Origin of the sequence: Bacteroides sp. D2 (assembly GCF_025147085.1) — a bacterium.
In the GTDB taxonomy this organism is placed as follows: Bacteria; Bacteroidota; Bacteroidia; order Bacteroidales; family Bacteroidaceae; genus Bacteroides.
This window is the reverse complement of sequence record NZ_CP102261.1, coordinates 2,983,324-3,008,762: the sequence shown is the minus strand read 5'-3', so window position 1 is coordinate 3,008,762 and position 25,439 is coordinate 2,983,324. Positions and strand designations below refer to the sequence as shown.

Sequence of the window (25,439 nt, the reverse complement as noted above, 5' to 3'; positions counted from 1 at the left end):
TTTCTTTATTTTTTGAGAGGGTCGTATACGGCAACTGCCACGCGAGAATCAGCACAGCCATAATAGAGGAACCACTTCTGGTTGTGGAATACAAGTCCCTCGATAAATACCGTTCCGGCAGGATATTGTCCGCTTTTCTCAAAGTCTGATTCGGGAGTATAGAACGGTTTATCCAGACGATCGATCAGTTTGGTAGGGTCTTTACTATCAAACAGGGCTTGTCCGGCACAATAAGAATTCGCTATATAAAGCGTATCTCCCTCTGCACCCGATTTATTTTTACCGTTATAAAACAACAGGATTCCTTTATCTGTCAGGATAGCAGGAGGACCACACTCGGTCAGATCACTGTCGAATTTACCCGGACGGGGTATCATGACTTTCAGGAATTCGCCGTTTTCATCCAACATTGGTTCCCAGTTGACGAGGTCTGTGGAGGTAGCTACATTGACAAACTTTTCTCCCCAATACATCCAGTATTTCCCATCTATTTGAGCGATCACTTGTTTGCCGTCAACTAATTTAGTCAGGATAGAGGCAGACTTTGAGAATTCATCCAGAAATCTTCCATTATAGGCTTTGGCAAAAGCAGGTCCGTGTTTTTCCCAAGTTTGGAGGTCACGTGAGGTGGCCACTGCCAAACGTGCCTGTTTACGGTTCCATTGTGTGTAATGCATTACATAGAGTCCGTCTTCTGTTACGGCAACGCGCGGGTCTTCGCAACCACCCGGATTCTCGAGTTCTTTCTGGCTATCGTCTGCCGGATAAAATATGGGAACAGTCATTCGTTGGAAATGGATTCCGTCGTTGGAAGAAGCGTATCCTAAACGGGAAGTACGTGAACCGATACCGGTTGCCGAATTATCTTCAGCCCGATAGAGCACTACTACTTTTCCATCATAAACGGTGGCAGCCGGATTGAATGTATCGCTCGCCTCCCATGCCACTGAATCCTGCCTCATCGGACAATAGAAAATAGTAGTAGTATCAGGTGAGATAATTGGATTAACACCTTCCGGACGCTGGAAGTCCGCCCACGCCCAATCCGGAAATTCGGATGTTTGTTTCTTCTCGCCGCATGAAGTAACGAATGCGGCAGCCATCAGTAGATAAGCTATGTTCTGTAGTTTTCTTTTCATTCTTACGTTTGATATTAGTTATTAACCGACTTACTTTCTTTTTAAGGGAAAGAGGGAGGCACCACTTTAGTTCCCCATTTTACATCGGGTTTGGCCGAGGTAGCAAAATCAATAGTCCCACCATTATTAAGTTGATCCCAGTCTATCCATGTACTATCATACGGTTTGCCATTCAACTTCATGGATTTGATATAGATATTCTTTTCCGAACCGCCTTTTATCACTATATCTCCTTTCTTCAGATGAACTTTCACCGATGAAAAGATTGGTGTATTTACAGTAAAGCCTCCTATTCCCGGTATTTCGGGATAAAGACCGATACAGGCAAACACATACCAGGCACCCATCGTACCTAAATCATCATTACCCGGCAGACCGTCAATTTTACTTGAATACTGTTCATTCAATACACGGTTGATAATTTCCTGTGCTTTGTAGGGAGTTCCCACCCAGTTGTATATCCAGGGGATATGGAAACTCGGTTCATTGCCGGAAGCAAACCAGGCATCATTGTAGCCGGCATCCAGACGGGTGAAGAATTCGTCCAAACGTTTCTCTGCCGCGGCTTTTCCACCGATTATTTCAATCAGACCGGCAATATCGTAAGGCACCATCCAGAAATAATTCTTATAGGTCGATTCACGGAAGTCTTCAGTCAGAGGTTTCCACGAACCATCCGGATTACGTGATTGCAACCAGCCGGTTTCCGGATTGTACAGATTCTTCCATGAACGTGCAAAATGAAAATAACGCCAACTTGCAAATTCATCTCCTACGGCGTGCAATGCAAACTGTCCGATGGCAAAATCCGCAGAAGTATATTCCAATTGAATGGAAGCATTATAATATCCTTTATCCAAATACTGTTTCAATCCCGGACGCGCCTCCACATTCTGCGACATTGCTCCCGGTTCTTCGGCTCCCTTTCTCATTATTTTGAAAATCGGCTTCGGATCATAATTACGGGCACCAAAAGCATAGGCATTAGAGATCAGGATAGGAGTCGGATCTCCTTGCATCACTCCGGTTTCAATATTCGCCATGACCCAACGTGGATAAGCGCCGCCAGCTTCTTCAGCAAACAGTTGGTGAGAAATCACAATATCAGAAGCTACTTCGGGATCGAGCATCGACAATAATTGAATCTGTGTGCGATAGGTATCCCAGTTGCTGAAAGAGGTGTAGTGTTTAGAACGGGACTTATGCACCTTGAAATCAGCTCCCATATACTCTCCGTTCACATCACTGCATACATTCGGGTGAATGAACGAACGATACAGATGGGTATAAAATTGAGTGGTCCGGTCCGGATTAGTGCCCTCTACTTCGATTTTACCCAAGTAGTCATTCCATTTGGATTCTGCCTGGTTTTGAATCTGTAAGAAGTCCCATCCGGTATTCTCTGCTTTCAGATTCTCACGTGCATTTTCTACGGAAACATAAGAAACACCAATCTTATACTGGATATTTTTCTTCTTGCTTACATCAAAAGTAAAATAGACTCCGGAATATTCTCCCTCGGCAAAAGTGGTGTTCGGTTTCAGTTCATCTCTTTTCCAGGTTCCCGATTCCAAGGCATCGGCATCAAATTCTGCAACGAAATAGACTTTATACGGTGTACGCAGACCGCAGAAATTGCCACCCTCTGCATAACCTTCACACTTATTCGGTGCAGTGATTACGATGGCTGCCTGATCGATCGGAGTGGCGGAAATACCTCCACCGATAATGACCGTACCATATTGTTGATCTGCCGGATATTCATAATTCGCCATACCGGTTCTTTCGGTCACAGTCAGTTTGGCTTTGATATCTTCCTGCACCATTGCCTCATAATAGCCGGCATGTCCTTTTTCTTCAGAGATATTGATACGATAATTGAGAATGTTGTCCGGAGACATCTTCAGTTTGCCTTTTACCGGAAAAGTAGGGAAGTTGCCCATGTGTTCGCAACCGCCGCCACTCAATTGGTTGATAACGAATCCGGAACGTTTGGAAAAGTAAGAAGGGGTGAACTGCACCATTCCATAAGGATAGGTGGCTCCGGGATAAAGATATCCCGAAGTCAGACCAACGCCTTTTGTACCTATCAGTGTATTCACCTGACGGGCATAATTGCTCCCGGCATTCTGTGCCAGGAGGCTCCCCACCCTCCAATCAATACCAATAATAATAAACCTGTTAAAACTTTATTTTTCATACTGTATTTCGTTGTTTCTTTTCTTATTCTTTCGACAGAGAGAAAGGAGCGGCATATTTTGACGTACATCTCTCTTTATTCGGTTGCCCTCCCATTTCAAAACGGAGCGTACCACCGTCTGCTATATCGTCATATTTAATAAAATTCTTATCCAATACACGTCCATTCAAAGTAGCAGACTGGATATAGACACTCTCTTTATTGTTGTTATTTGCTTCGATCACAAACTTATTTCCGTTTTCTAGCGTTATGGTAGCCTTTTTAAATAATGGACTGCCAATCACATATTCATCCGTACCCGGACAAACGGCATAAATGCCTAATGAGCTTAATATATACCAGGATGACATACCGCCTTGGTCTTCGTCACCCGGATATCCTCTTTCTGTTGAATTATAGAGTCTTTCAACAATCTGACGTACCCAATACTGTGTTTTCCATGGCTGTCCGGCATAGCTATACAGGTAAGGCATGTGCTGAATCGGCTGATTGCCATGCGCATACTGTCCCATCCCTGCGATTTCCATTTCTTTCATTTCATGGATCACTCCTCCGTATGTTCCCGGCTTGATAGTGCTGGGCAGGGTAAACACTGAATCTATTTTGGTAGTAAACTTCTCATCGCTTCCGAACAAGTTGATTAATCCTTCGGTATCATGGAATACCGACCAGGTATAATGCCAAGCATTGCCCTCACAGAAAGGTCCGCCCCATTCCAGCGGATCAAACGGTTCCTGCCATTTGCCATCGACTCCTTTTCCACGCATAAAGCCGATGGATGGATCGAATACATTCTTATAGTTGTACATCTGACGGGCAAAAACTTCCTGATAGTGTTTATTTCCGACCATTTTTGCCAGCTGGTAACCACAGAAGTCATCATAAGCATATTCCATGGTCTGGGCACTTGATCCCATTGATTCCGGATAAGGAACATATCCCAGTTCAAAATATTCTTTCCAGAAGCCGCGTCCGTTGGCTCCTCCCCAAGGACCTTTGTTCATCGCTTCGTGTGCGTATGCTTTCAATGCTTTTTCCGGGTCGAAGGTACGGATGCCTTTTGCCCATGCGTCTGCCAATAATGAGATGGAGTGATTACCCAACATTCCTCCCGTTTCTCCGGGAGCCGACCAGGATGGCAGCCAACCGCATTGTTCCTGTGCGGCAAGCAAAGCATTCATATAACGTCCCTGCATGGTGGGATGAAGAATATTGGTCAGTGGGAACTGTGAACGGAAAGTATCCCAGAATCCATTATCGGTATACATATATCCGTCATATACTTTGCCATCGTAAGGGCTGTAATAATAAGGTTCTCCGTTCGCTTTACGTTCGTAGAATTTACGTGAGAAGAGATTAGCACGGAACAGACATGAATAAAAAGTCTTCATTTGTTCTTCTGTTCCACCCTCTACCTGAATTCTGTTCAGCAGTTCATTCCATGTTTTTTGTCCACGGACTTTAGTGGTTTCCAGATTGGAGTCTTTACCCAGTTCATTGTTCAAAGTAATCACAGCCTGTTCTGCACTGATATAGGAAGAGGCTGCCTTAGCTTGTACTTTCGAGCCTTTTTTAAACTTGATATAAGCACCATAACCTTTGCCTGCTCCCTCCTGTTTTTTAGAGAAGATTTCATCTTTCTGATTTTCCCATACGCCGTAATCTTCAAATGCTTTATCGAATTGCACAACGAAATAACTGCGGAATGTCTTGGAATTATTTACAAAACGCTGGTTATTCACCCAACCGGATATTTGTCTCTTGGCGGGATCTATTTTGATTTCACTCATATCTGTATATCCGTCGATCACCAGATAGGCATCTCCGGTAGAAGGATAGGAAAAACGCAAATGCACGCCGCGGGTAGTCGGTGCCATTTCGGTGGTAATGCCATTATTCAGTGTTACTTTATAATAATGCGGCTTGGCAATTTCATTGTCATGACTAAATTTCGTCGCCCGTTTATCCTGATTAACGACTAGTTCTCCCACCATCGGCATAAAGGAATATACGGCATAATCACTCATCCACGGGCTGCATTGATGTGACTGGCAGAATCCTCTGATGGCATCTACCGCATACTGATACTTCCAGCCCTCTCCATTCTTCCCGGTTTGTGCAGACCAGGTATGCATGGCATAAGGCATACCGGTAGTAGGATATGTATTTCCATAACTTAATCCGAAATGAGAATCAGTGCCCTGCAACGTATTGACGTATTGCACCAAGTCTTTCGCTTGAGCTTGCATCCCTGAAGGAAAAAAAACTGCTATAATCCCAACTAATAGTTTTTTTATAGTTATCATTTATATGTATATTATGATGATTTACTTTATTAAGACGAATAAAAGTATAATTACCACTAAACTCTCTCTCAAAAAACAAAAAAGAGAATGACGTATAGCACACTACATCACCCTCTTTTGACATAACAATTATTTTATTGAAGAACCCAAATACAGTTCTAATATAAACTACTGTATCTTCAAGCTAAATACGAAATCATAGTCTCCTTTTTCTACTGGAACTATTTTCTTTCCAATATTAACTTTTTTATTGTTCATTTTACATGAAACAGCAGTATCAGGAACACATACAATAGCAGTTGTTCCTGCAGGAACCGAAAGTTGAAGATGCATTAGGTTATCTTTCAACTCCCAATTAACGACAATAGTGCCATAAGGCGATTCTTTTGTAACCCTAGCCCAAGTTAGTCCATTTGGAACTTGAGGATCGATATAAACATGACGATACCCAGGTGCAGCTTCATCAGGACGTATTCCTCCTATAGCCTGATAAAACCAACTTCCAATACCATTATAGCAGTTATGTACCCGACTACGCTCACCACTCCAATATTCCCAAGTTGCTGTTGCTCCGTTATCAATCATGTACAGATAACCGGGATAATCACGTTTCTTCAACATCTGATAGAAAAAATCCACCTTTTTATTCCGAATCACCCATTCCGTCAAAATTGGTACTCCCACCAATCCAACCGCGATATGACCTTTATATTTTTGTTCAGTTACAACCATCATCTTCTCTTTCACTGTATTATACAAATCATCAGGAACGACACCGACCAACATAGGATAACACATATCTAACTGTGAACCTGTAGAATAAATACCTTCATTAGGCTGATAGAAAGTCTGATGTATCAGTTTATTGAGTTTTTCTTTACGGGTAGCATACTCTTCTGCTTCTTCTTTTTTACCCAATGTAAAGGCTATTTTACTCATTACGCCCAAACATTCACTAATAAAACAATTGTTTACCAAATCAACGGAGGATTGAATGCCAGCATCCACTCCCACCGGTGCCAACCAGTCACCAAGATACCAATCACGGTATTTCGTATCAGGCCAGCGTTTCAATAAACCATCAACAGTATATTTATCAACATATTTAAACCATTCTTTCATTTGAGAATAGTATTTCTCAATCAGCCTCGAATCATTATAGTTAACATAAGTCCTCCAAGGAGCCATCACAAAAAATCCGCACCAATAAGGACCACCGCCACCAGCACCGGGATTGGGTCCTACGTGCGGTAAACTTCCTCCTTCGCGCATTGAGTCACTCCAGGTCTGTACCCAATTCTCAAACGTTGGAGCTACATCATACATCGTTTGTAAAGACATAGTTGAAGAATTCCCGTCACCACCATATCCGGCACGTTCCAAGTGTGGACAATCTACCATATACCCACTAAAGGTGAGACACTTCATCGTGTACTGAATCATGTTATGAATAGCATTCAAATCAGAATCCGAACATTCAAAAGTAGCAGTTTGCTGATAATCACCGCAAATTTGAAGAGATTTCATCCATTCCCCTTCCGGTTTTACAGGAAGATTAGAGATGCGCACATAACGATAGGCATGGTGATTAAATTTATTTCTAAAACACTCGCCTTCCCGACCACCAGATATATAAATATCACTTTCACCCTGTCTATCAAATTCTCCCTCCTTAGTCAGATTATCACTATATTCCATTATAACTTCATGTCCAATAGGCAATACAGGCATACGCATTTCAAACCATCCGGTCTGTACTTGTCCCATATCTATCAGCCAAGTGCTTTTAGCTAATTTCTTTATAGAAACAGGTGATAGTATTCTATGGATTTTATTCACTTCACACATTTGAGGTGAAACAATATGTTCAGGAACTTCCACCGTTACTACCGGAGCCCATTCCATTTGGTTCAAAGCCTGTGTTGAAAGATCTGTTGGCAATATTCTTCCGTCCACTTTTTCACCGACAAATTGCAATGCACGCCAAGTACCTCTATCTGAATACCCACTCTCACGCCCAAACCATGAATTATCAGTTTTAGTTAGTACTTTCCATTTGCCATTGCGTAATACATTCAATTCTGCTTTTACTAATGGACCATCATAAACTGCTCCATAAGTAGTATTTTTATACCAACCTTGCCCAAGCCAAATCAACAAATCGTTTTCCCCTTTTTTCAGATAAGGGGTAACATCATAAGTAACAATCAATGAACGTTTAGTCAAATGAGACACAGCAGGTGTCAGAACAGCTTCGCTAATTTTTTTTCCATTAAGATAGATCTCGTGATACCCCAATGTGTTCACATGTAAAAAAGCCGTTTCTACTGTCTCTATATTTATTTTTTTACGAAGAATAGGCGCGCAGATCTGTCCTCCTTCAATAGATGCCCCTATATATTCACCGTGCACTTGTGATTTGTTCAAAAGACCGATAGAAAAACGAGCTACCGGGCTCCATTCCGAAACTTGTTTTTTAAAGTCCCATATGCGAACTCTCCAATAACATAATGAACGGGAAGACAGAGGTCTGCCTTGATAAGGTACCATCACCGAAGCACCTGACTTTATTTTTCCGGAATTCCACAAATCGGCTTTATCCTGCATTAGTAAAAGACTATCTGAAGAAACCTGTATCTCATAATAAGCTTGCCCTTCTTTCAAACCGTCACCCTTTAATTTCCAACTGAAATGAGGAATCCTACTATCAATACCCAAAGGATTTACAAGTCCCTCACACTTCAAATCAATCAGTTTGAAAGAATACTTTTTTGCTTTGCTATAAACAAAGATTGATTGACAAAAAAAACAACCAATTAACCCTACATATAATAAAATTCGTATATTCCTCATAAACATCAGTTATATATTTTAATATAATCAAATCATTGTTCCATTCTAATTAGTTTCACCCGATGAGTTACCGGTTTGTTTATTTTATAAATAGCTTCAATAATAGAATTCATATAGTTCTTCCATACCTTACGTATTTCAGGATGCATTGCTTTGATATACCAGCCATAGCTCGCTCGAAGAAATAAATCTTTAGGTAAGTATTCTTGTAATTTATCAATAGCTTTCTGATTATCAACAAAAAGAAGCCCTTCCTTCCTCAAAAAAGAATATTCTGTCCACAAATATTCTCTGAATCGTTTCTCTATTTCAAATCGTTCTTCATTCAGGTACATAATCTTCATCGCTTGCTGATATTGGGGGGTAGTCGGGTAATCTGCCAAATTAATCCCTTTCATTAATTGCCCAGATGAAAGATTATCTATATATTGGTCATCTATAGTTAGCTGGTAAATTCCTTTTTCCAAGTTATGTACTTGAAAACGTTCTTGATTAAATTCCTTCATAAATGGAACTAGCTGCATTGCATCACGCTGTGATTTCATATTTCCCCAGCCATGTCGTGGAATGGAATCCAAAGGATAAGGAAGAGCATAAGCCAAATAATCAAAAGTCAAATTCTTCTTTCCCCTCTTCAACTTCGATATTTTACAGTTCTTATGAACTATTACATCCAAATGTTGAGCATCGATTGAAAATTCCGAAACTTCATATCCTGCCAATCCCTGAGCTTTCAGAAACAAATAAGCCATCACCATCTGCCCATCATTATCAGGATGAATACGGTCTACTCTGCAAAAAGTAAATGTGGAATCTCTTTTTTGTTCTTCCAAACTGATTTTACGCATCGGTTCATTAAAATCAACAAAGCCCCAACCATTCTTCTTTGCCGATACACGCTGAGCATCTATTATTTTCAGAATAGCATTATTCTTCTGATGCAAAATGAAATTATTAAACTTCGAAGTTTCATCATAAGGAGAACCACCGATCAATACTTTGGTTATTTTATTTTTAGCCAATAACCGTCCCTCTATTTCCCTAAAACTATCCAATGACTTGACAATCCGTTGTTCTGACAGTTCATTCGCATTATCTTTCATATAAATATCATAACCTGTATCATTCATGCCAAACGTAAGAGTCACGTAGGTTGGCTTTCTGTCGAAAACATCATCATCCAACCGGGCCTTCATATCCCACGTACTCTCTCCACCAATACCTGCATTCATAATAGTAATAGGTTTATCAGGAAAACGGGTCATATAATACAACCAAATAAAAGAATGATAATGACCACCATGAGTAATACTATTCCCAGTAAATACCACACGTTCCCCCTTTTTAAAAGGAGGTATGACTGATTGTGCCTGCAAACAACCACTACTCATATAAAACAGGCATATCAGCAAGAATCGCTTATTTATTTTAATGTTCATTAGTCATAAAACGTTCTATGGCAAAGTGTTACCCAGCTCTCTGTATAGCTTATATAAAATTGGAGAAATATCACCACTTACATATGAGAACTAAAATTATCTATCTTATTGCTATCAAAAAAGACAAAAGTGGAGATCCTATAAACTAAGATCCCCACTTTATTCGTTATTCGCATGTTTCTTCTACTACAAAATCACTATTTGTTTCGTTATCCAAAATAACAATGCTTTTATCCTTATTTGTAAAATGAACCTTGATATTTAAAATGACAGACTCTTTTGACAATCCAAAAAACTCTTTCGGGTAAATATATTTCTGCCATGAAGTTACCTGCCCCATATCACCTAATTCATCCATCAGTGTCTTACTACTTGTTTCATCTACAGTTTTTTCTTTTTCTACTCCATTTTCTTCGTATGTGACTTTCCCCATAAGATAAACTTCTCCACCCTTAAGACCTCCTTCTGTCACATAATGGGGTTCATTGTACTTAATTGAGAATATATCACCAAAACCAAAAGTTGCTGGAACAAAGGAAATCGCAGGATCGGCGGTGAAATCCATCATAGGTTCGTCTCCCCCTGTTACTTCAAGCACTTTAGAGGCTTTAACATAATCATCCGGATATTTCTCGCTGTTAAATCCAAATGCTTCGCCACAGAATGTGTATCCCATAAAGAACTTTATAGCTCTTCCTCCTGTATGGAGTTTTATATTCACTGTACCACTTACTTCTTTTTGCTCTGCAACCTTATCATTGATCTGAAATGTAGTAGCAGATTTAAATACGACCCACTCAACCGGTCCTGTATTCTCCAGCACACCTATTTTACTTTGAAACGAAGCTGCCCAAGGCAAAGCATCCGATGGGTTTTTCTCTCCAGCTCCCACAAGTACCATGGGTTCATTAGTAACGACATTACCTGCAAAACCTGCTGCAGTCGTAAGTGTCAGAGTAGCATTGTTAGCTACATTCCAACTTTTGGGTACCAATATACCAAATGCTAATTTACTATTTCCATCTGTTTCAGCAGCAATCTTTATTTTTACAGAGATATTAATATCACTATCTACCTGCGCATTGTCAGGATGAATAATATCCTCTATAGTCATACAAGTGGCAACAAGGAATGATGCAACCAAAAGTAGCAACAAGTGTTTGCTTTTTTTCATGAGTTTCATATGTATTCAATTTATTGATTAATACTTTTAAAGGTATATTTATAATCCAGTGACGGACAATCCAACTTAAAAGGAACACTGAATTCTCCATTCTGATAATAAGCGATAACATGATCTGTCCCGGTTATACGTAATTCATTGGGAAGAGCATCGGTATCCAAATAACAGTCTACTTTCCCTGACGGGACCTCAAAATTATAAGGAGAGAAAGGTACTTCTCCATTCGAAAAAGTAACTCCACTTATTTTACTGTCCGTATAGTGTATGGTCAGCCTAAGTGTTTCAAAAAACGGAAACTTTGAAGCAACATCTATACCATTTATATTTACTTCATCGTACTGCATAACCTGTCTGATACCATAATTTATATCACCATCAACAGGATAATTATCACTCATCTTTACCCGGTCGTCAGTATTACAACCTGAAAGAGAGAATAGCAATGAAACTATTGCAAAAATTAATGTATTCTTTTTCATATTCTGTTTTACTTTTATTGTTTTGAGCTATAGATATATTGTATAATTTACTTCTGTAACAACACATCCTAACTTCTCATTTATTTTAATATCTTATCTATTTCAACCCAAAAGAACCGAGGACGATAGGTAGTTACATCACTAAATTGTTCTGCAAAAACTTCAGTATTGACATTGTAACTCACTAGTATCATCCCGTCTTTTTCGAATTGAGGATGGCCCATCGCATTATAAGTGAATAAATGTGGAATATCTTGTTCATATGTCTTGAAAATAAGTTGTTTATTACGCCATGGACCATATGGAGTATCTGCTATGAATGTATATATTTCCCCTGAATTAAATGTTTTCTTTTGTGTTAGCAAAACATATTTATCACACAATTTAAATACATTAAACTGTGAAGAAACAGGTACACTTGTCAAGCCTTTCAACTTAACTGCTGCCGAAGCATTTGTACTCCAGCCGGAATCTGTATAATATTCCCAACCTGTATATAAACTATTCATAGTAGATCTTGCAACCAACACTTCAGATATAGGGTCCATATCGTTACTTACATCCACCTGAGCATAGATATAAACATAATCACTTTCTTTCAGCACCGCCATCCCATAATGAATATCCTCTGAACCCTTGAAAGGTATAGGAGTCGTTTTCACCAACTCAAAGTCTGGCAAATTATACTCTAGGACATGGGTGGTTTCATATCTGAAGCCCCACATATCATCTCCTCCTTGATACATCAATGTTTGAAAAATGTATAGCTTGTTGTCATCTACAAATCCATGTCCAGGCCAATACCATTTCTTCTCATCCAGAAATTCGGGAGGAACGGCTGCCGAAGCGTTCTTATTGCTATTAGCTCCATAAATAGCATTGACTTTTCCTTTATTATACACAATATATGTATTCCTATACATATGGTCCGAAGCAGAGCGTTGTCCATTAGTAACAGTTCCGATATATGAATCACCCATTAGAAATATACTTCTACCATCGGGTAACGGGATCGAATACATACCATCTCCCCCTGTAACACTACCTTGGTCCGGAATAATAATTCCGGATATCTTTTTATCAAGACCATCAATCTTTACTTTGGTTGAGAAGTTTTTTATAACCTCATCTTTTTTGATTAATGATATAGATATAGATACAGGTTCATTATACGGTACATGAGTGAAATAGAATTTCGTTTCATCCTTCCCTACAGTTTTAATTGTTTTCGGTTTTTCTAATTCAAACCTATAATTATCAAAACTTACTTTAGTATCGGTAAGTTCCCACGACAAGTACAATGTATCAGCATTCGAGGAGTTAGTAACCTTTATAAAAGTATCACTTTCCCCATTCCCAAAAGGATTCTCTTTTGTGCCCTCATCATCTGAACAAGAAAAGAAAAAGCACAAACAAAATGCTATGAATACCATATATTTGGAGTTACACTTCATTATCAAGCTATTTATTTTCAAGATCTTTTTCAACGGTATATTTTAGTCCCTTTTCAAGTTAGGATTCAAACGTTTTTCCCGAATAGGATATGGTAATAGAAGATCTGCTTCCTTAAATGCAGCTCCGTGTCCAGGAGTCTGATAACCAATCATATCTACTATTTGACCTGTAACAGCATGCAAAGCCTTACGAGTTCTCAACATATCATACCATGTTTGTCCTTCAAAGCAAATTTCCCAAAATCTTTCTTTCAAGATATCATTCGTCTTTACTGATGTTGGTTTTACTTCCGCAGGTAATGCTCTTTTTCTCACGGCATAATATGCATCAACCGCATCGGCATCAGTTGTCGTACCTCCGTCTGCCTGTGCTTTTGCTTCAGCCATCATCAACAATACATCAGCGTATCGCAATAACGTATAGTTTGCACCCGATTTTCCTGTAGATGCTGCCTCATCATCCCAATATTTATATATGTATGGTCTTCCCAACTGAACTATTGCAGACTTATCAAGAGCTTCATGTTCTGTGTAATAAAATGCCTGTTCATCCTTACGTTTATCTCCAGCAGGATATGAATTATAAAATAACATAGTTGGAACTAACGCACCACCATATACTGCATTCGCTGAAATTGCCTTTGCAGGTGCAGGATAAGGCAACATATTACCATGAACAGGAGAGCCTGCATTATCAGCTTCTCTCTGGATAGACCATATATGCTCACCAGTATTTTCAGTGGTTCTCAACTCTTCATACGTATCGAACAATCTAAACGCTTTGCTTTTATACACTTCGTTGGCTTTTGCATATGCCTTCTGGTAATATTCCGTACCTTTTTGCAGTGGGTATCCAGCCATTGTCAGATAAACTTTGGCATGCAATGATTTCACAGCCCCTTTAGACACTCTTCCATTAGCATTTGTCCAAGCACTTTTTTCCATAAGTTCACCAGCCTTCGTCAGATCTTTATCTATCTGGTCATATACACCTTCAATAGATGTCAATTTTATTTCCACATTTGACAAATCTGATGTGCTGATCAATTTCAATGGCACAGGGCCGTAAAGCCTCACCAAATTGAAATAATAATATGCGCGCATAAAATAAACTTCACCCAGCAACTCATCCTTTTTATCTTCACTTAAAATTCCCTGTTCCATAGATTCAATACCTTCAATAATGCTATTACTGTTTTCTATGGCTTTATATCCTGTTTCCCAAAATTTCTGAACATATCCATTATTATCTGCAACATTTAGATTATTGGCTTGTGCCAAATCTTGAGTACCAGATCCACGAAGTCGTTCACCATATCCAGACAAATATTCTACAAAAATAAATGTTTGTGAACCGGGCTCTATATCTCCATCAAAAATGTCATCCAAGAATGTATATAGCCCATTAACTGCTGCAACTACTTGTCCTTCATTCTGAAAGTATAATTCAGGAGTAAGAAATGTTTTAGGTTTCTCCTCAAGAAATGCATCGCACGATGTTGCAATCACCACTAGGGTAATCAACCCACATAAAATTGAATATATTTTTTTCATAATCGTCTATTTTTTTTAAAACACAACCTTTATATTACCAGTTATAGTAGTTGGACGAGGATAAGCATAGAAGTCAATACTTTGTCCACTATCTGCATTAAATGCCCCAACCTCTGGATCATATCCAGGATATTTTGTGATCACTAATAAGTTTTCAGCAGAAACCCCTACAGATAAACTATCGAATATTTTAAGTGCTTTTATTACTTTAGGAGTGAAAGTATATGATAATGAGATATTGCGAAGTCGCAAAAAATCACCTTTATGAAGCATATATGAATCCTTTTCATTTTCTCCAAAATAATTATCTGAAGGAAGCCGTAATGCGGCAATCATTGTATTTTGGTTCTCTGGAGTCCAAGCGTTAAGTATAGATTTAACATTATTACTATATAATGGTCTGTTTTCTAGCATTGAGTTTGTTATATCCATAATTTTAAAACCATAGGTATAGTTCAAGTCAACCATCAAAGAGAAACCTTTATAAGTGAAAGTGTTTACCATTGTCAAACTTCCTTTAGGTGTACCGCTTCCCATAATCTGACGGTCTTCTTCATCTATTTTATAGTCTCCATTCACATCTTCGTATTTAATGTCCCCTGGTTTCTTACCATATTTAGCTGCTTCAGCTACTTCTGCTAATCCCCAGGTCCCTAATCTTTTATACACATAATACGATGCCCACTTTTCTCCCTCTCTAGCTATAGTGTTATTTCCTGTATCAATCGTTTCTCCATTGATATCTGCAACTACTAGTTTATTCGTAGAAAACACTAAATCTGTTACCCACATGAAATCACGAGTATGAATATTACGTGAAGTAACGGTTGCCTCAAAACCCTTGTTCACAATTTCTCCAAGATTAGTCCATGTTGTTGTATAGCCGGTTGTAAAAGGAACTTGCTTTTCGAATAATAAATCTTTCGTGGATTTGTGATAATAATCCATAATCACCTCTAAGCGATTATCCCAGAAACTCATATCAACCCCAATATTGAATTGACGTGATGATTCCCATTTCAAGTCTTTATTACCCAAATTGCTAAGAACTACATACGAATTAAGTGATTTATTAAATACAGTAGAACCATTACTATATTGTGATATAGTTCTGTAATTTGGTATAGAAGCATTCCCTACGATACCATAACTAGCTCTCAATTTCATTTGGCTAAGGACATCTTTTACAGGAGAGAAGAATTTTTCTTCGGAAATACGCCATCCTGCTGATACAGATGGAAAATATCCATATTTATTATTGGTACCAAAATTCGAAGCACCATCGGCTCTGAATGTAAAACCGAGTAAATATCTATCAAGAAAACTATGGTTCATTCTAAAATAATATGAATTCATAGTATTCTGATTCATACCAGACTTCGGTTCATGCCATGTTGTACCTGCTGATAAATTATGGTAATCAAATGAATCATCAAAGTATTGTTCGGAACCCGAAGAAGATTCTTCTGCATGGTTATAATACCAGCTAGCTCCCAAAACAAAATTTGAACTAAGCTTTCCATCAAAAAATGTATCAGTATAAGTAAAATAATTTTCAGTAGTAAGTTTTTGAGTATCCATATTTTTAATGTCAGCATATCCGCCATTGTTTTCACTTACATCAAAAAGACCAGCTTTGGCATAACTCATTTCTTTCCTGTTTGACACCTGATAGTCTCCCTGAGTTGTAAATGTCAACTTCTTAGTGATATCAAATGTAGCATTCAAACTGAACAAAGAAAAGTTGGATTTCCATTCATTCTTTCTGTCCTGAAGTAATAACAGAGGGTTCTCCGCTGTTTCTGACAAAGGATAATCATGCTTACGCCCCCACGTTCCATCATCATATTTTATAGGAACAATAGGTGGCATCTCGATCATGTTTCTGATAGCTCCCTGATTAAAGGAACCTTCCATATCGTTATTATTACCTTTTTGACTTCCTACAGTCCCTACAAGCTGGATGCGGAACCAATCTTTTATTTTAGTTCTTACATTCAATGTAGCCGAATAACGTTCATATTCACTCTCTTTTATCAACCCTTCCTGATTTTGATATCCAATACTGGCATATATACTTGTATCTTCATTTCCTGATGAAAAAGAAAGAATATGGTCATTAGTTATAGCTGTTTGAGTTACTGCCTTTTGCCAATCCGTGTTATACTTCGGAGAAGCAATTAAAAGTCCCTTATCGTCGTACTGATAATTACCCGCATCATCTTTGGCGTAATAGAATAGGTTTTCATAAGGTGTTGTCAAATGAGGCATGGTTTGCCCACTATATGCATATGCACGTTTTTGAACTTCCATATACTCATCTGCGTTCAGCATATCAAGTTTACGGTTCATAAAACCAAACCCTACCTTACCATCATAAGTGATTGTACCTTTCCCTTTTTTACCTTTTTTGGTAGTTATAAGAACAACTCCATTTGAACCCTGTGCACCGTACATGGCTGTTGCAGCAGCATCTTTAAGAATATCAATGGATTCCACGTTAGCGGAATTTATTATATCCGGATCCACTCCGATTACACCATCCAGTACATAAATCGGATCCTTTCCAGCATTGATGGAACCCATACCACGAACACGTAAGGATGATGATCCACCTGGTCTACCAGACATTGAAATGTTTTGTACACCGGCTACCTTTCCTGCTACACTTTGCATAATGTTAAAGGCCGAGGGTCTGTTGTTCAGTTCATCACCCTTCACAGAACTAACTGAAATCGACATGTCTTTTTTCGAACGAGTACCATACCCGATAACCACTACATCATCAATCAATACAGCATCTGATTCCATCGCTACCTTAAACTGCGACTTATTACCGATAGGCAATTCCATGGTTTTCATTCCCATATAAGAAAATTGCAATGTTCCTGCATTTGTCGGTATCTTTAATGTAAATACCCCGTCAAGATTAGTAGTAGTACCTATTCTTGTACCTTTAACCATCACTGTTACCCCTATCAAGGGCTCGCCACTTTCATCTGTCACTAAACCAGAAATTGTTTTTTCCGCTTGCTGCAAAATGTTGTCCGAAGAGGCCTTTGCTTGGATTCCACTCCATAACAGCAAAGTCAAGAACAACATCATTTTTACAATTCCAGGAAATGCACTAAATGCATCCGCTCTTTGTCTTCTTTTCATAATAGTAAATAAAATTTAATTAACAAATTATCTTATATTATTTATAGAACAACTTAAAATCATCCAAACTTTTCAAGTCATTCTATATTGAACATTATGTATTTCAAATCGCTCACCATTTATTCACCCCACTTTTTATTTGGTGTATTGCCCATATAAAGTTCCAAAACACCACCTGCTGCAATATCTTCAAACTCCAAATAGCATTTATGATATTCCCTACCGTTCAGTAAGGCTTTCTGTATATACAAATTGTCGATGTTGTTATTGTGGGCAATTACGGTAAACTTTGTACCAGAATAATATTTGGGATCAAGACGGAATTCCACCTTATCAAAAACAGGACTTGTTATTTCCATTCGTGTATTGCCTGGGCAAGAAGGATGAAGACCAGAAGAAGCCAAAATATACCACGCTGACATCTGCCCTACATCCTCATTTCCAACAATTCCTTCTACTTCATTCGCATAGGCTTTCTCACAGATATAACGAGTCCACTTTTGCGTATACCAAGGTACAGCAAGCTGGTTAAACAAGAAAGGAACAAAGTGTACCGGTTCATTCGCATGATTATAATATTCATTCCATAATAGACTAGAAGGAGTTTTATTAAAAAAGTCTACTAAATCTGCGATCACTTTCTCTTTACCTCCCATCAAATTTACCATTCCTAAAACATCGTGTGGAACAAACCACCCTTGTTGATAGGCATTTGCCTCTATACAACCATACCATTCTATCAGACGTGCATTCTCCGGCCACGCTTGCCAGGTACCATCTACATTACGAGGTCGAAACCATCCTTTCTCTTTATCAAAAATATTATGATAAGCCTGCCCTTTTTCAAAAAAACGTTTTGCATCATCTTCTTTTCCCAAAGCTTTGGCCAATTGAGATATACACCAGTCAGCATAAGCATATTCCAATGTATGTGAGATGCTCAACACCCCTGGAGTATAACCTAACGAATCATTACCAAAACGGCAAGAGGTATTGACAGCATACTTATATGCTTTCCCCGCATCATAAGTACGAATTCCTTTCACATAAGCATCCGCTAATACAGATAAAGCAGGATTTCCCAGCATACAACCGGAGTAAGAATTCAAAAATTCCCATCGTTCATAATATTCACGTCCACTTTGATCAGCCATGGAAATCAAAGAGTTCAATTCATCACTCACCAAGCCCGGATTAATGATCGTCTGTAAAGGGAACTGACTGCGAAATACATCCCATCCGCTAAAAATAGTATGTTTTGTAAATGTACTATCACTTGTATGTACTTTATAATCACCACCTATATAACGTCCATCTACATCTGTATAAATACGAGGATCAATCATTGTATGATATAGAGCTGTATAGAAGATCGTTTTTTCATCGTCTGTACCTCCAGATATTTGTATGCGGCTAAGTTCTTTATTCCACAACTCATTTGCTTCTTTTTTCACCTGATCGAAGTTTTTAGAGGCAATCTCCTGTTTAAAGTTATTAGCTGCCCCCTCCATATCAACAAAGGAAATACCAACTTTCATTTCAACGTCTTCTCCTTCCTTTGTCGGAAATTCCGTAAAAAAGCCCAAATGTTTACCTTCCAATTCCTTTTTGCCCGTTATTACCGGAGCCTGAGAAACACGTGTCAAATAAGGAATACTAACCACTTCATCACGTTTCCGAATCCAATGGTCAGGAATATCGGCACTCCAAAAACCATAATCAATCAAAGGTTTACTAAATTGCGCATAATAATAAACTGTATAATCGGCTTTTCCTTCACCATTACCCCATCCACCACCATCAGGCGTACATTTCATCCAACCTTGAATTGTATAATCATCTATAACTTTAACATACTGAGAGGTAGACGTTCCTCCTACTCTGCGCGCCAAGTCTATTTGGATACGGGATTGATTGTTAGAAGGATAAGTAAAACGTAGTATTCCACAATGTGGGGTCGCACTAGTCTCCACCTTAATCTTATAATCGGTCAGTTCTACTGAATAATATCCAGCTTTAGCAGTTTCAGTTACTTTGTTATAAGCAGAACGATATCCCTCTATACTATCATTATTCTCTTTACCTGCCACTTTAAGCAGTTTACCAGTTGTAGGCATCACCAGAAAGTTTCCCAAATCTCCAAACCATCCCACTCCACTCATCTGAGTAAAAGCAAATCCTTCAATTGTTTTATGTTCATCACTATATCCAGAGCCATTATCACCACCCGTTATTGTATTCGGACTCACTTGCACCATACCATAAGGAGTCGTTGCTCCAGGAAAGGTCTTACCGAGTCCATGATAAACGCCAGCAGCACCTACACTCGTACTGGCACCAATAAACGGATTTACATAATCTGTCGGAATCAAGTCTGCTGTAGCTGCATTTGGTGATGAACAAGCAATCATCCATAAGAAAGAGCACGCAATTAAAAGATTAGCAGTCGCTTTATACATAAAAAATCAGTTTACTATTAATAGAATATGTTTTAATTATTTAAGAACAAAGGTCTTGATACCAAAACGAGGCATAGAAATAACCATTTCTGTTTTTCCGGTATGTATCTCTATCTTCTTTCTTTCAATACTGTTTCCGTTTAAATCTATTTCCTCTACACTGGATAAGGGCATGCCAAAAGTAATTTTACGTTGTGTTTGATCTCCTTCAGTATTAAATAGACGTAACACAATCTTTCCATCCTGTAAATAAGCAGCACTTACTTGATATCCGGTATCCTGCAAGTCAACAAAAGACATGGATTCAAGTTTTGCCGATGAGTGATAAGAATATAGTAACGGCTCATTCCAGCGATCACTACTAGTAGCTATTGAAGCTTTATCCCATTTTCCACGATGAGGAATAATAGCATATTTTATAGTCAGTGGACCTGTAATTTTATAGTCAGGTCCCCAAAGTCCAGGACCAGAATACTGTACAGTCAGTCCCAATGGGTAATCCTGTCCATGAGAATAAGAAGTAGTGTGATCTGACAATAAAGCCAATGCATAATCTCCTTCTTGTTCCGCCAAGTCTACCCAGTGAAGAATGATATTATGTTTTATCTGATCCCAAGTATTGAAAAAAGTATTATCCAATTTGCTCTCACATACATCAAACGGAGCGTTTTTATAAATACGAGGAGAACAAAGATCTACCGGAAACAATACACTTAACTTAAATCGATCGTCACAATATGCCCTGCGATTATTACGCCAAGACTTTTCTTTATACTCTCCAATACCTACATTCTTTTTCCAATCAATAGTCAGATTAAAATCAATACACTTATCTCCTTGAAGAAGAGTCACAGTCTGCGTAAACGGATGTGAAGCTATTTCACCTTCTATCCTTACTTTCTTCCCATATTCATTATCCTGCAAAATAATCATCCGTGCAGGAGTTTCTGTAGAAGAATGAAACTTATCCTCTTCGTAAAAATATCCTCTCAATTCACCTAAAGCATATTCACCTGATTGTTTAGCAAATTCTTTATTTCCTTCTTTTTTTGCTACCAAGCTTTTAATAATCCCTCCCTTCGATAAGTCAAAAATAATCTTATACATATCATTCTCGACTGTCCATTCGTTATCATTCACTTTCACACTTCTTGAAACTATCTTTTTACCCAAGCCTTTTCTTTTGATGCAATATGTAGAATAACCGAAGGGAGGAACTTTTGCTTCAAATAATAATCTTATTTGTTTTCCTTCTCTTTCTACAGAACAACCTACCTTTTTCTTTCTCCAATCATAGACTTCCCAATCCATATCTACAAACTCATAAGGAAGTAAAACATTCACAATTTCAGTCCTTTCACTTCCCAGTGTATTGTAGACACGTATATATTTTTGCTGTTTGTCAACAACACCATTGCCTTTATCAAAGCTCTGCATAGATAATTCAGTAATTTTATCAGCAATTACATTTGTCTGATCTGTCCACCTTTTAATCGCATCTGCCCACGTTCCCTGTTTGTTCAATCTATTATAAGGAACAATCCATGAATCATGATGTTGCGCTAACATTAAAGTACGCCATGCTTCATCCACATCTGCCCGCGCACAGCTATAGCCATTCATCAGATAAGCCATTACAGACATTTTTTCCGCCATCACAATCTTATTTTCAGAAACGCGCACTTCTTGTGCAATCTTTTGTAAAACCTGACTTCCCCACATAAGATTCACATGCATATCTTCTTGTGAGAAATACCAATTATCATCCGTTTTCCCAATAGAGACATTCTTAATGTAATCTCTCCATCTCATATATATAGAACTGTTTTTTGTATTCTTCCCGCTTCCTATCCACGGACCATTTTTCCACCCGGCATCCTGAAAGCACATGCCAATCGGATGTTTGATACCTGCATCACGGCAAGCTTTCAAATATGTATCTGAATTTCCCCAAGCAGTCGTCTGCCAAGTAGATTTCTGTTCCAGTTCTTCACAAGCATATCGAGGAACGGTTAAAATAGAAGTACCGTCAGATCCAATCCAATTAACCAACTCACCACCATAAGCTGCTGTATATCCTCCCCAACATGTATTGGGGCATTTTAACACAGCATATTTAAAACCAAATAGTTTAAGAATCTGTGGTAGACAACTTGTAAAACAAGGCTCCTCCACAGAATAAGTAACAAAATCTACCTTTGGAAAATGTTTATTTATTTTAGCTATACCATATTGAAATTGTCGAATAATACTCTCACCTGATATATTATAACAATAAGGTTGGGCATAAGCAGGATTTGTAAACTCGACCTGCTTACCTGCCACCACATTCTTAAAACGCTGATAAGCTTCAGGAGTCTGCACACGCACTGTATCCCATGTTTCCGGTTCTATCTCCAAACAGATCCGCCAATCAGGATGCATAGACAGTTGATCTACTATAAACTGTGTTTTCCAGCTTACTGGATAATGGCCATATATTCCGCCATGATATCCATCAACAAAATAAGCTTGCTGTGAACGAACATTACTACAAAAGAAAATTGCTAATAATATGATATAAATTCTAGTCATGGGATTCTGCTTATTTATTTTTTGTTTCATTCATTTTATACATAAACTCACGAAGCTTTTGTTGAACATACTCTTGCTTATTCTCGTATTCTGAAGATACCCAATCAATGAGTGCCAGTAAATTCTGTTTTTCGATAAATTCTTCTTTCAGTTCTTCGTTATTTTCCACCATCATCAAAAATTCTATTTTTTCTTCAGAATTAAATTCATCTGCAAAATATCTATTTAGATTATCCTCCATTCCTCGCTTTTTCTATAAAGAACGATTAGATAAAGAAATACCCCTAAAAAATATCTATTAAATAGTAAAAACTATGCAGCCAAATAGGTATTGAGTTTCATTCTCAGTTTCTTTAGTGCTATTCCCATCTGGCATTCTACTGTATTAACAGAAATACCCAACCGTTCAGAAATCTCCCTGTATTTCAATCCTTCCATACGGCTTAACAAGAATATATCACGACATTTTTTAGGTAAACTGTTGATAGCAGCCTGAACAAGTTTTTTCGTTTCATTTTCTTCTGATATAGCTGATACATCAAAACGATCTAAAGACTGAAACTTTAGGTTCAATTCTATTTCAAAAGCCATTCGTATGTTCTCAACATATTTTTGCTCGAAAACCTTATGCTTCAGATAATCCAGACATTTGTTCCTTACAAGTCTAAAAAGATAGGCATTCATATTTTCAATATGGTCCATAGCCTCTCTTTTTTCCCACAGGTCTGTAAACACATCTTGCGTTATATTTTCAGCATCCTCCTCCAACATCACAAATTCTTTTGCGAACCGAACAAGTTTGGGATAATAAATAAGATATAATTCAGAAAAATTCATAGTTGTGTGTTTCTTTAGATTAGTATTCAGTTATCAAAATCCTGTGATGCAAATATAGAGATGAAAAAAGCCTACTTCTTAATGGAAGTAGGCAGGAAAGTAAATATTTTAAAGATTAATATCGATATATAAATTTAGTAATCAACACATTAAACAATATTCATTTTATAGTTTTGGTAAACCGAATAGAATCATTTTTGAGACAAAGAACCAAGTTTTTTTACCTCCTCCTCGAAGATATTACTATCAAGAGTGGACATTCTCTTCACTTTACTCTTATAATTATAAATTGTCTGCACAGAATAATGCAAAAATACAGCAATTTGTCCGACATCGATAATCCCTAATCGTATTAATGCAAATATGCGTAGTTCTGTATTCAGTTGGTCTTTTTCCAAACTATAATGTTCCTCTGGTTTCAATAGAGAATTAAACTCTTCCACAAAATTAGGATATAATTTAAGAAATGCTTTATCAAAATTATGATAGAGTTCTTCAAGTTCCTTTTCAAAAGGACGGGAAGATGATTTATATAAATCATCAATCTGTCCAGTCTTGATTTTCCTGTTCACATTTTTCCTATACTCATCGAGTTTATTAATATAAACGGCACATTGATTCATAAAATACCCCACATATTTTTCCTTAATCAGATTAGCTTCGTCGAGATTCTTATTCAGTCCAACCAGTTCTTCATTCATAGCTTTAAGATGTCGCTTAGCTCGGGATACAACTTTTGTTTGTTTATATGTAAAATATAAGGTGATAGCAAGAGTTACTACAAATAAGCTAGTTAGAAATATATAGAAACGAAGGTTCTGTTTTTGTTTTTCCAACCGGATTAAATACGTATTTTCAATAATCGGATGGATACGAGCGATTACTGTATTCTTAAAACGAGAATTATAAAAGATGGCATCATCCAACGCCACTTTTATATAATTATAAGCTCTATCTATATCTCCCTTTTGATATAAATTGACAGCTAATGTCAACAATGCTTCATTCTCTTTTACAGCCAATTTTATATCTGTCATAGCAGCCAAAATCAAATACTTTTCTTCCAACGCATCATTTCCAATCAAACGATAAACTCTTGCGAGCCCCATAGCCATCATTGCATATCCATGAGATGTCAGTTCCTGCTTATTATATATCTTCGTTAATATCTGAAGAGCTTCCTTTATACTACCCTTATCCTGAAGTTTCACAGCTTTTTCTTTTTTATACTCTTCCGATTCTTCAACCAAAACGCCCATCACAGTATCCCGATAAGCTTCTTTCTCTGTTATATACTCATTGGAAAATCGAATATCATCCGTATATTTTATAAGGTTCTCATAATAACGTATACGATTCCAACAATATGATGCTTTCAAATGATCGGGTAAATCCGCACACTTAATCGACTTAAAAATATCATTTGCTTGAATAAACAAACCGGATAAAGAATAGACAAAAGCCAACCGGAGCTGCTCTTCCAAAAGATATTCTTTATTACCGATTGTTTTTGCTATATCAATATTCTCATGAATGTATTGTTCTGCCGAGTCACAGACAAAAGTCTCATATTGATGAATAATCTCTTTATTTAAATTATATATATCCTCCAACGAATTAAGGCCAACCTTCTTTTTCTTTAATTCTTTTATGGTAGCTTCTTTCTTCTGGGTATATATCAAACGTTCAGAAATCACTTTGTCCAACACCTTCAACAAAGAATCATTCTCACTATCTGCATAGAGGTAAAACAAAGAGTTTAGAAGGAAAAATATAAACCAAAGTGTGCGTTTCATAATCATG

15 protein-coding genes are annotated in these 25,439 nt (G+C 37.8%); all 15 read right to left on the bottom strand.

Going from position 1 to position 25,439, the window contains the following annotated elements; translation table 11 throughout:
• Window positions 1-5 precede the first annotated feature (5 nt).
• Window positions 6-1,139 carry a glycoside hydrolase family 130 protein gene (locus tag NQ505_RS10515; protein WP_009000398.1) on the bottom strand — a complete coding sequence of 378 codons (1,134 nt, stop codon included), beginning with the start codon at window positions 1,137-1,139 and terminating at the stop codon, window positions 6-8.
• A 41-nt stretch (window positions 1,140-1,180) separates the two neighbouring features.
• Window positions 1,181-3,289 carry a GH92 family glycosyl hydrolase gene (locus NQ505_RS10510; RefSeq protein ID WP_009000397.1) on the bottom strand — a complete coding sequence of 703 codons (2,109 nt, stop codon included), beginning with the start codon at window positions 3,287-3,289 and terminating at the stop codon, window positions 1,181-1,183.
• Between the two features lie 73 nt (window positions 3,290-3,362).
• Window positions 3,363-5,645, bottom strand: coding sequence for a GH92 family glycosyl hydrolase (locus NQ505_RS10505; protein WP_009000396.1), 2,283 nt, complete (start codon window positions 5,643-5,645; stop codon window positions 3,363-3,365).
• 168 nt (window positions 5,646-5,813) lie between these two features.
• Window positions 5,814-8,504: a family 78 glycoside hydrolase catalytic domain gene (locus tag NQ505_RS10500; RefSeq protein WP_009000395.1), complete on the bottom strand. Its 2,691-nt coding sequence runs from the start codon at window positions 8,502-8,504 to the stop codon at window positions 5,814-5,816.
• A gap of 26 nt (window positions 8,505-8,530) precedes the next feature.
• Window positions 8,531-9,937 carry an SGNH/GDSL hydrolase family protein gene (locus tag NQ505_RS10495; protein WP_009000394.1) on the bottom strand — a complete coding sequence of 469 codons (1,407 nt, stop codon included), beginning with the start codon at window positions 9,935-9,937 and terminating at the stop codon, window positions 8,531-8,533.
• 166 nt (window positions 9,938-10,103) lie between these two features.
• A complete protein-coding gene (locus tag NQ505_RS10490; protein WP_009000392.1) occupies window positions 10,104-11,120 on the bottom strand; it encodes a DUF4961 domain-containing protein in 1,017 nt (338 codons plus the stop codon).
• An 11-nt stretch (window positions 11,121-11,131) separates the two neighbouring features.
• Entirely contained in the window at window positions 11,132-11,599 is a 468-nt protein-coding gene (locus NQ505_RS10485; RefSeq protein WP_009000391.1) for a hypothetical protein, read from the bottom strand.
• Between the two features lie 80 nt (window positions 11,600-11,679).
• Window positions 11,680-13,032: a DUF5005 domain-containing protein gene (locus NQ505_RS10480; protein ID WP_232293041.1), complete on the bottom strand. Its 1,353-nt coding sequence runs from the start codon at window positions 13,030-13,032 to the stop codon at window positions 11,680-11,682.
• A gap of 63 nt (window positions 13,033-13,095) precedes the next feature.
• Window positions 13,096-14,607 (bottom strand): RagB/SusD family nutrient uptake outer membrane protein, encoded by a 1,512-nt coding sequence (locus NQ505_RS10475; RefSeq protein ID WP_009000388.1) that lies wholly within the window; start codon window positions 14,605-14,607, stop codon window positions 13,096-13,098.
• Window positions 14,608-14,622: 15 nt separating this feature from the next.
• A complete protein-coding gene (locus NQ505_RS10470; protein ID WP_009000387.1) occupies window positions 14,623-17,766 on the bottom strand; it encodes a SusC/RagA family TonB-linked outer membrane protein in 3,144 nt (1,047 codons plus the stop codon).
• A 119-nt stretch (window positions 17,767-17,885) separates the two neighbouring features.
• On the bottom strand, window positions 17,886-20,225 hold the full coding sequence (locus tag NQ505_RS10465) for a GH92 family glycosyl hydrolase (RefSeq protein ID WP_009000386.1): 2,340 nt from the start codon (window positions 20,223-20,225) through the stop codon (window positions 17,886-17,888).
• Window positions 20,226-20,261: 36 nt separating this feature from the next.
• Window positions 20,262-22,799, bottom strand: a complete 2,538-nt coding sequence (locus tag NQ505_RS10460; protein WP_009000385.1) for a glycoside hydrolase family 38 C-terminal domain-containing protein — start codon at window positions 22,797-22,799, stop codon at window positions 20,262-20,264.
• Window positions 22,800-22,809: 10 nt separating this feature from the next.
• Window positions 22,810-23,040: a hypothetical protein gene (locus NQ505_RS10455; protein ID WP_009000384.1), complete on the bottom strand. Its 231-nt coding sequence runs from the start codon at window positions 23,038-23,040 to the stop codon at window positions 22,810-22,812.
• Window positions 23,041-23,111: 71 nt separating this feature from the next.
• On the bottom strand, window positions 23,112-23,636 hold the full coding sequence (locus NQ505_RS10450; RefSeq protein WP_009000383.1) for an RNA polymerase sigma-70 factor: 525 nt from the start codon (window positions 23,634-23,636) through the stop codon (window positions 23,112-23,114).
• Between the two features lie 191 nt (window positions 23,637-23,827).
• Window positions 23,828-25,432: a DUF6377 domain-containing protein gene (locus tag NQ505_RS10445; protein ID WP_032853881.1), complete on the bottom strand. Its 1,605-nt coding sequence runs from the start codon at window positions 25,430-25,432 to the stop codon at window positions 23,828-23,830.
• Window positions 25,433-25,439: the final 7 nt, after the last annotated feature.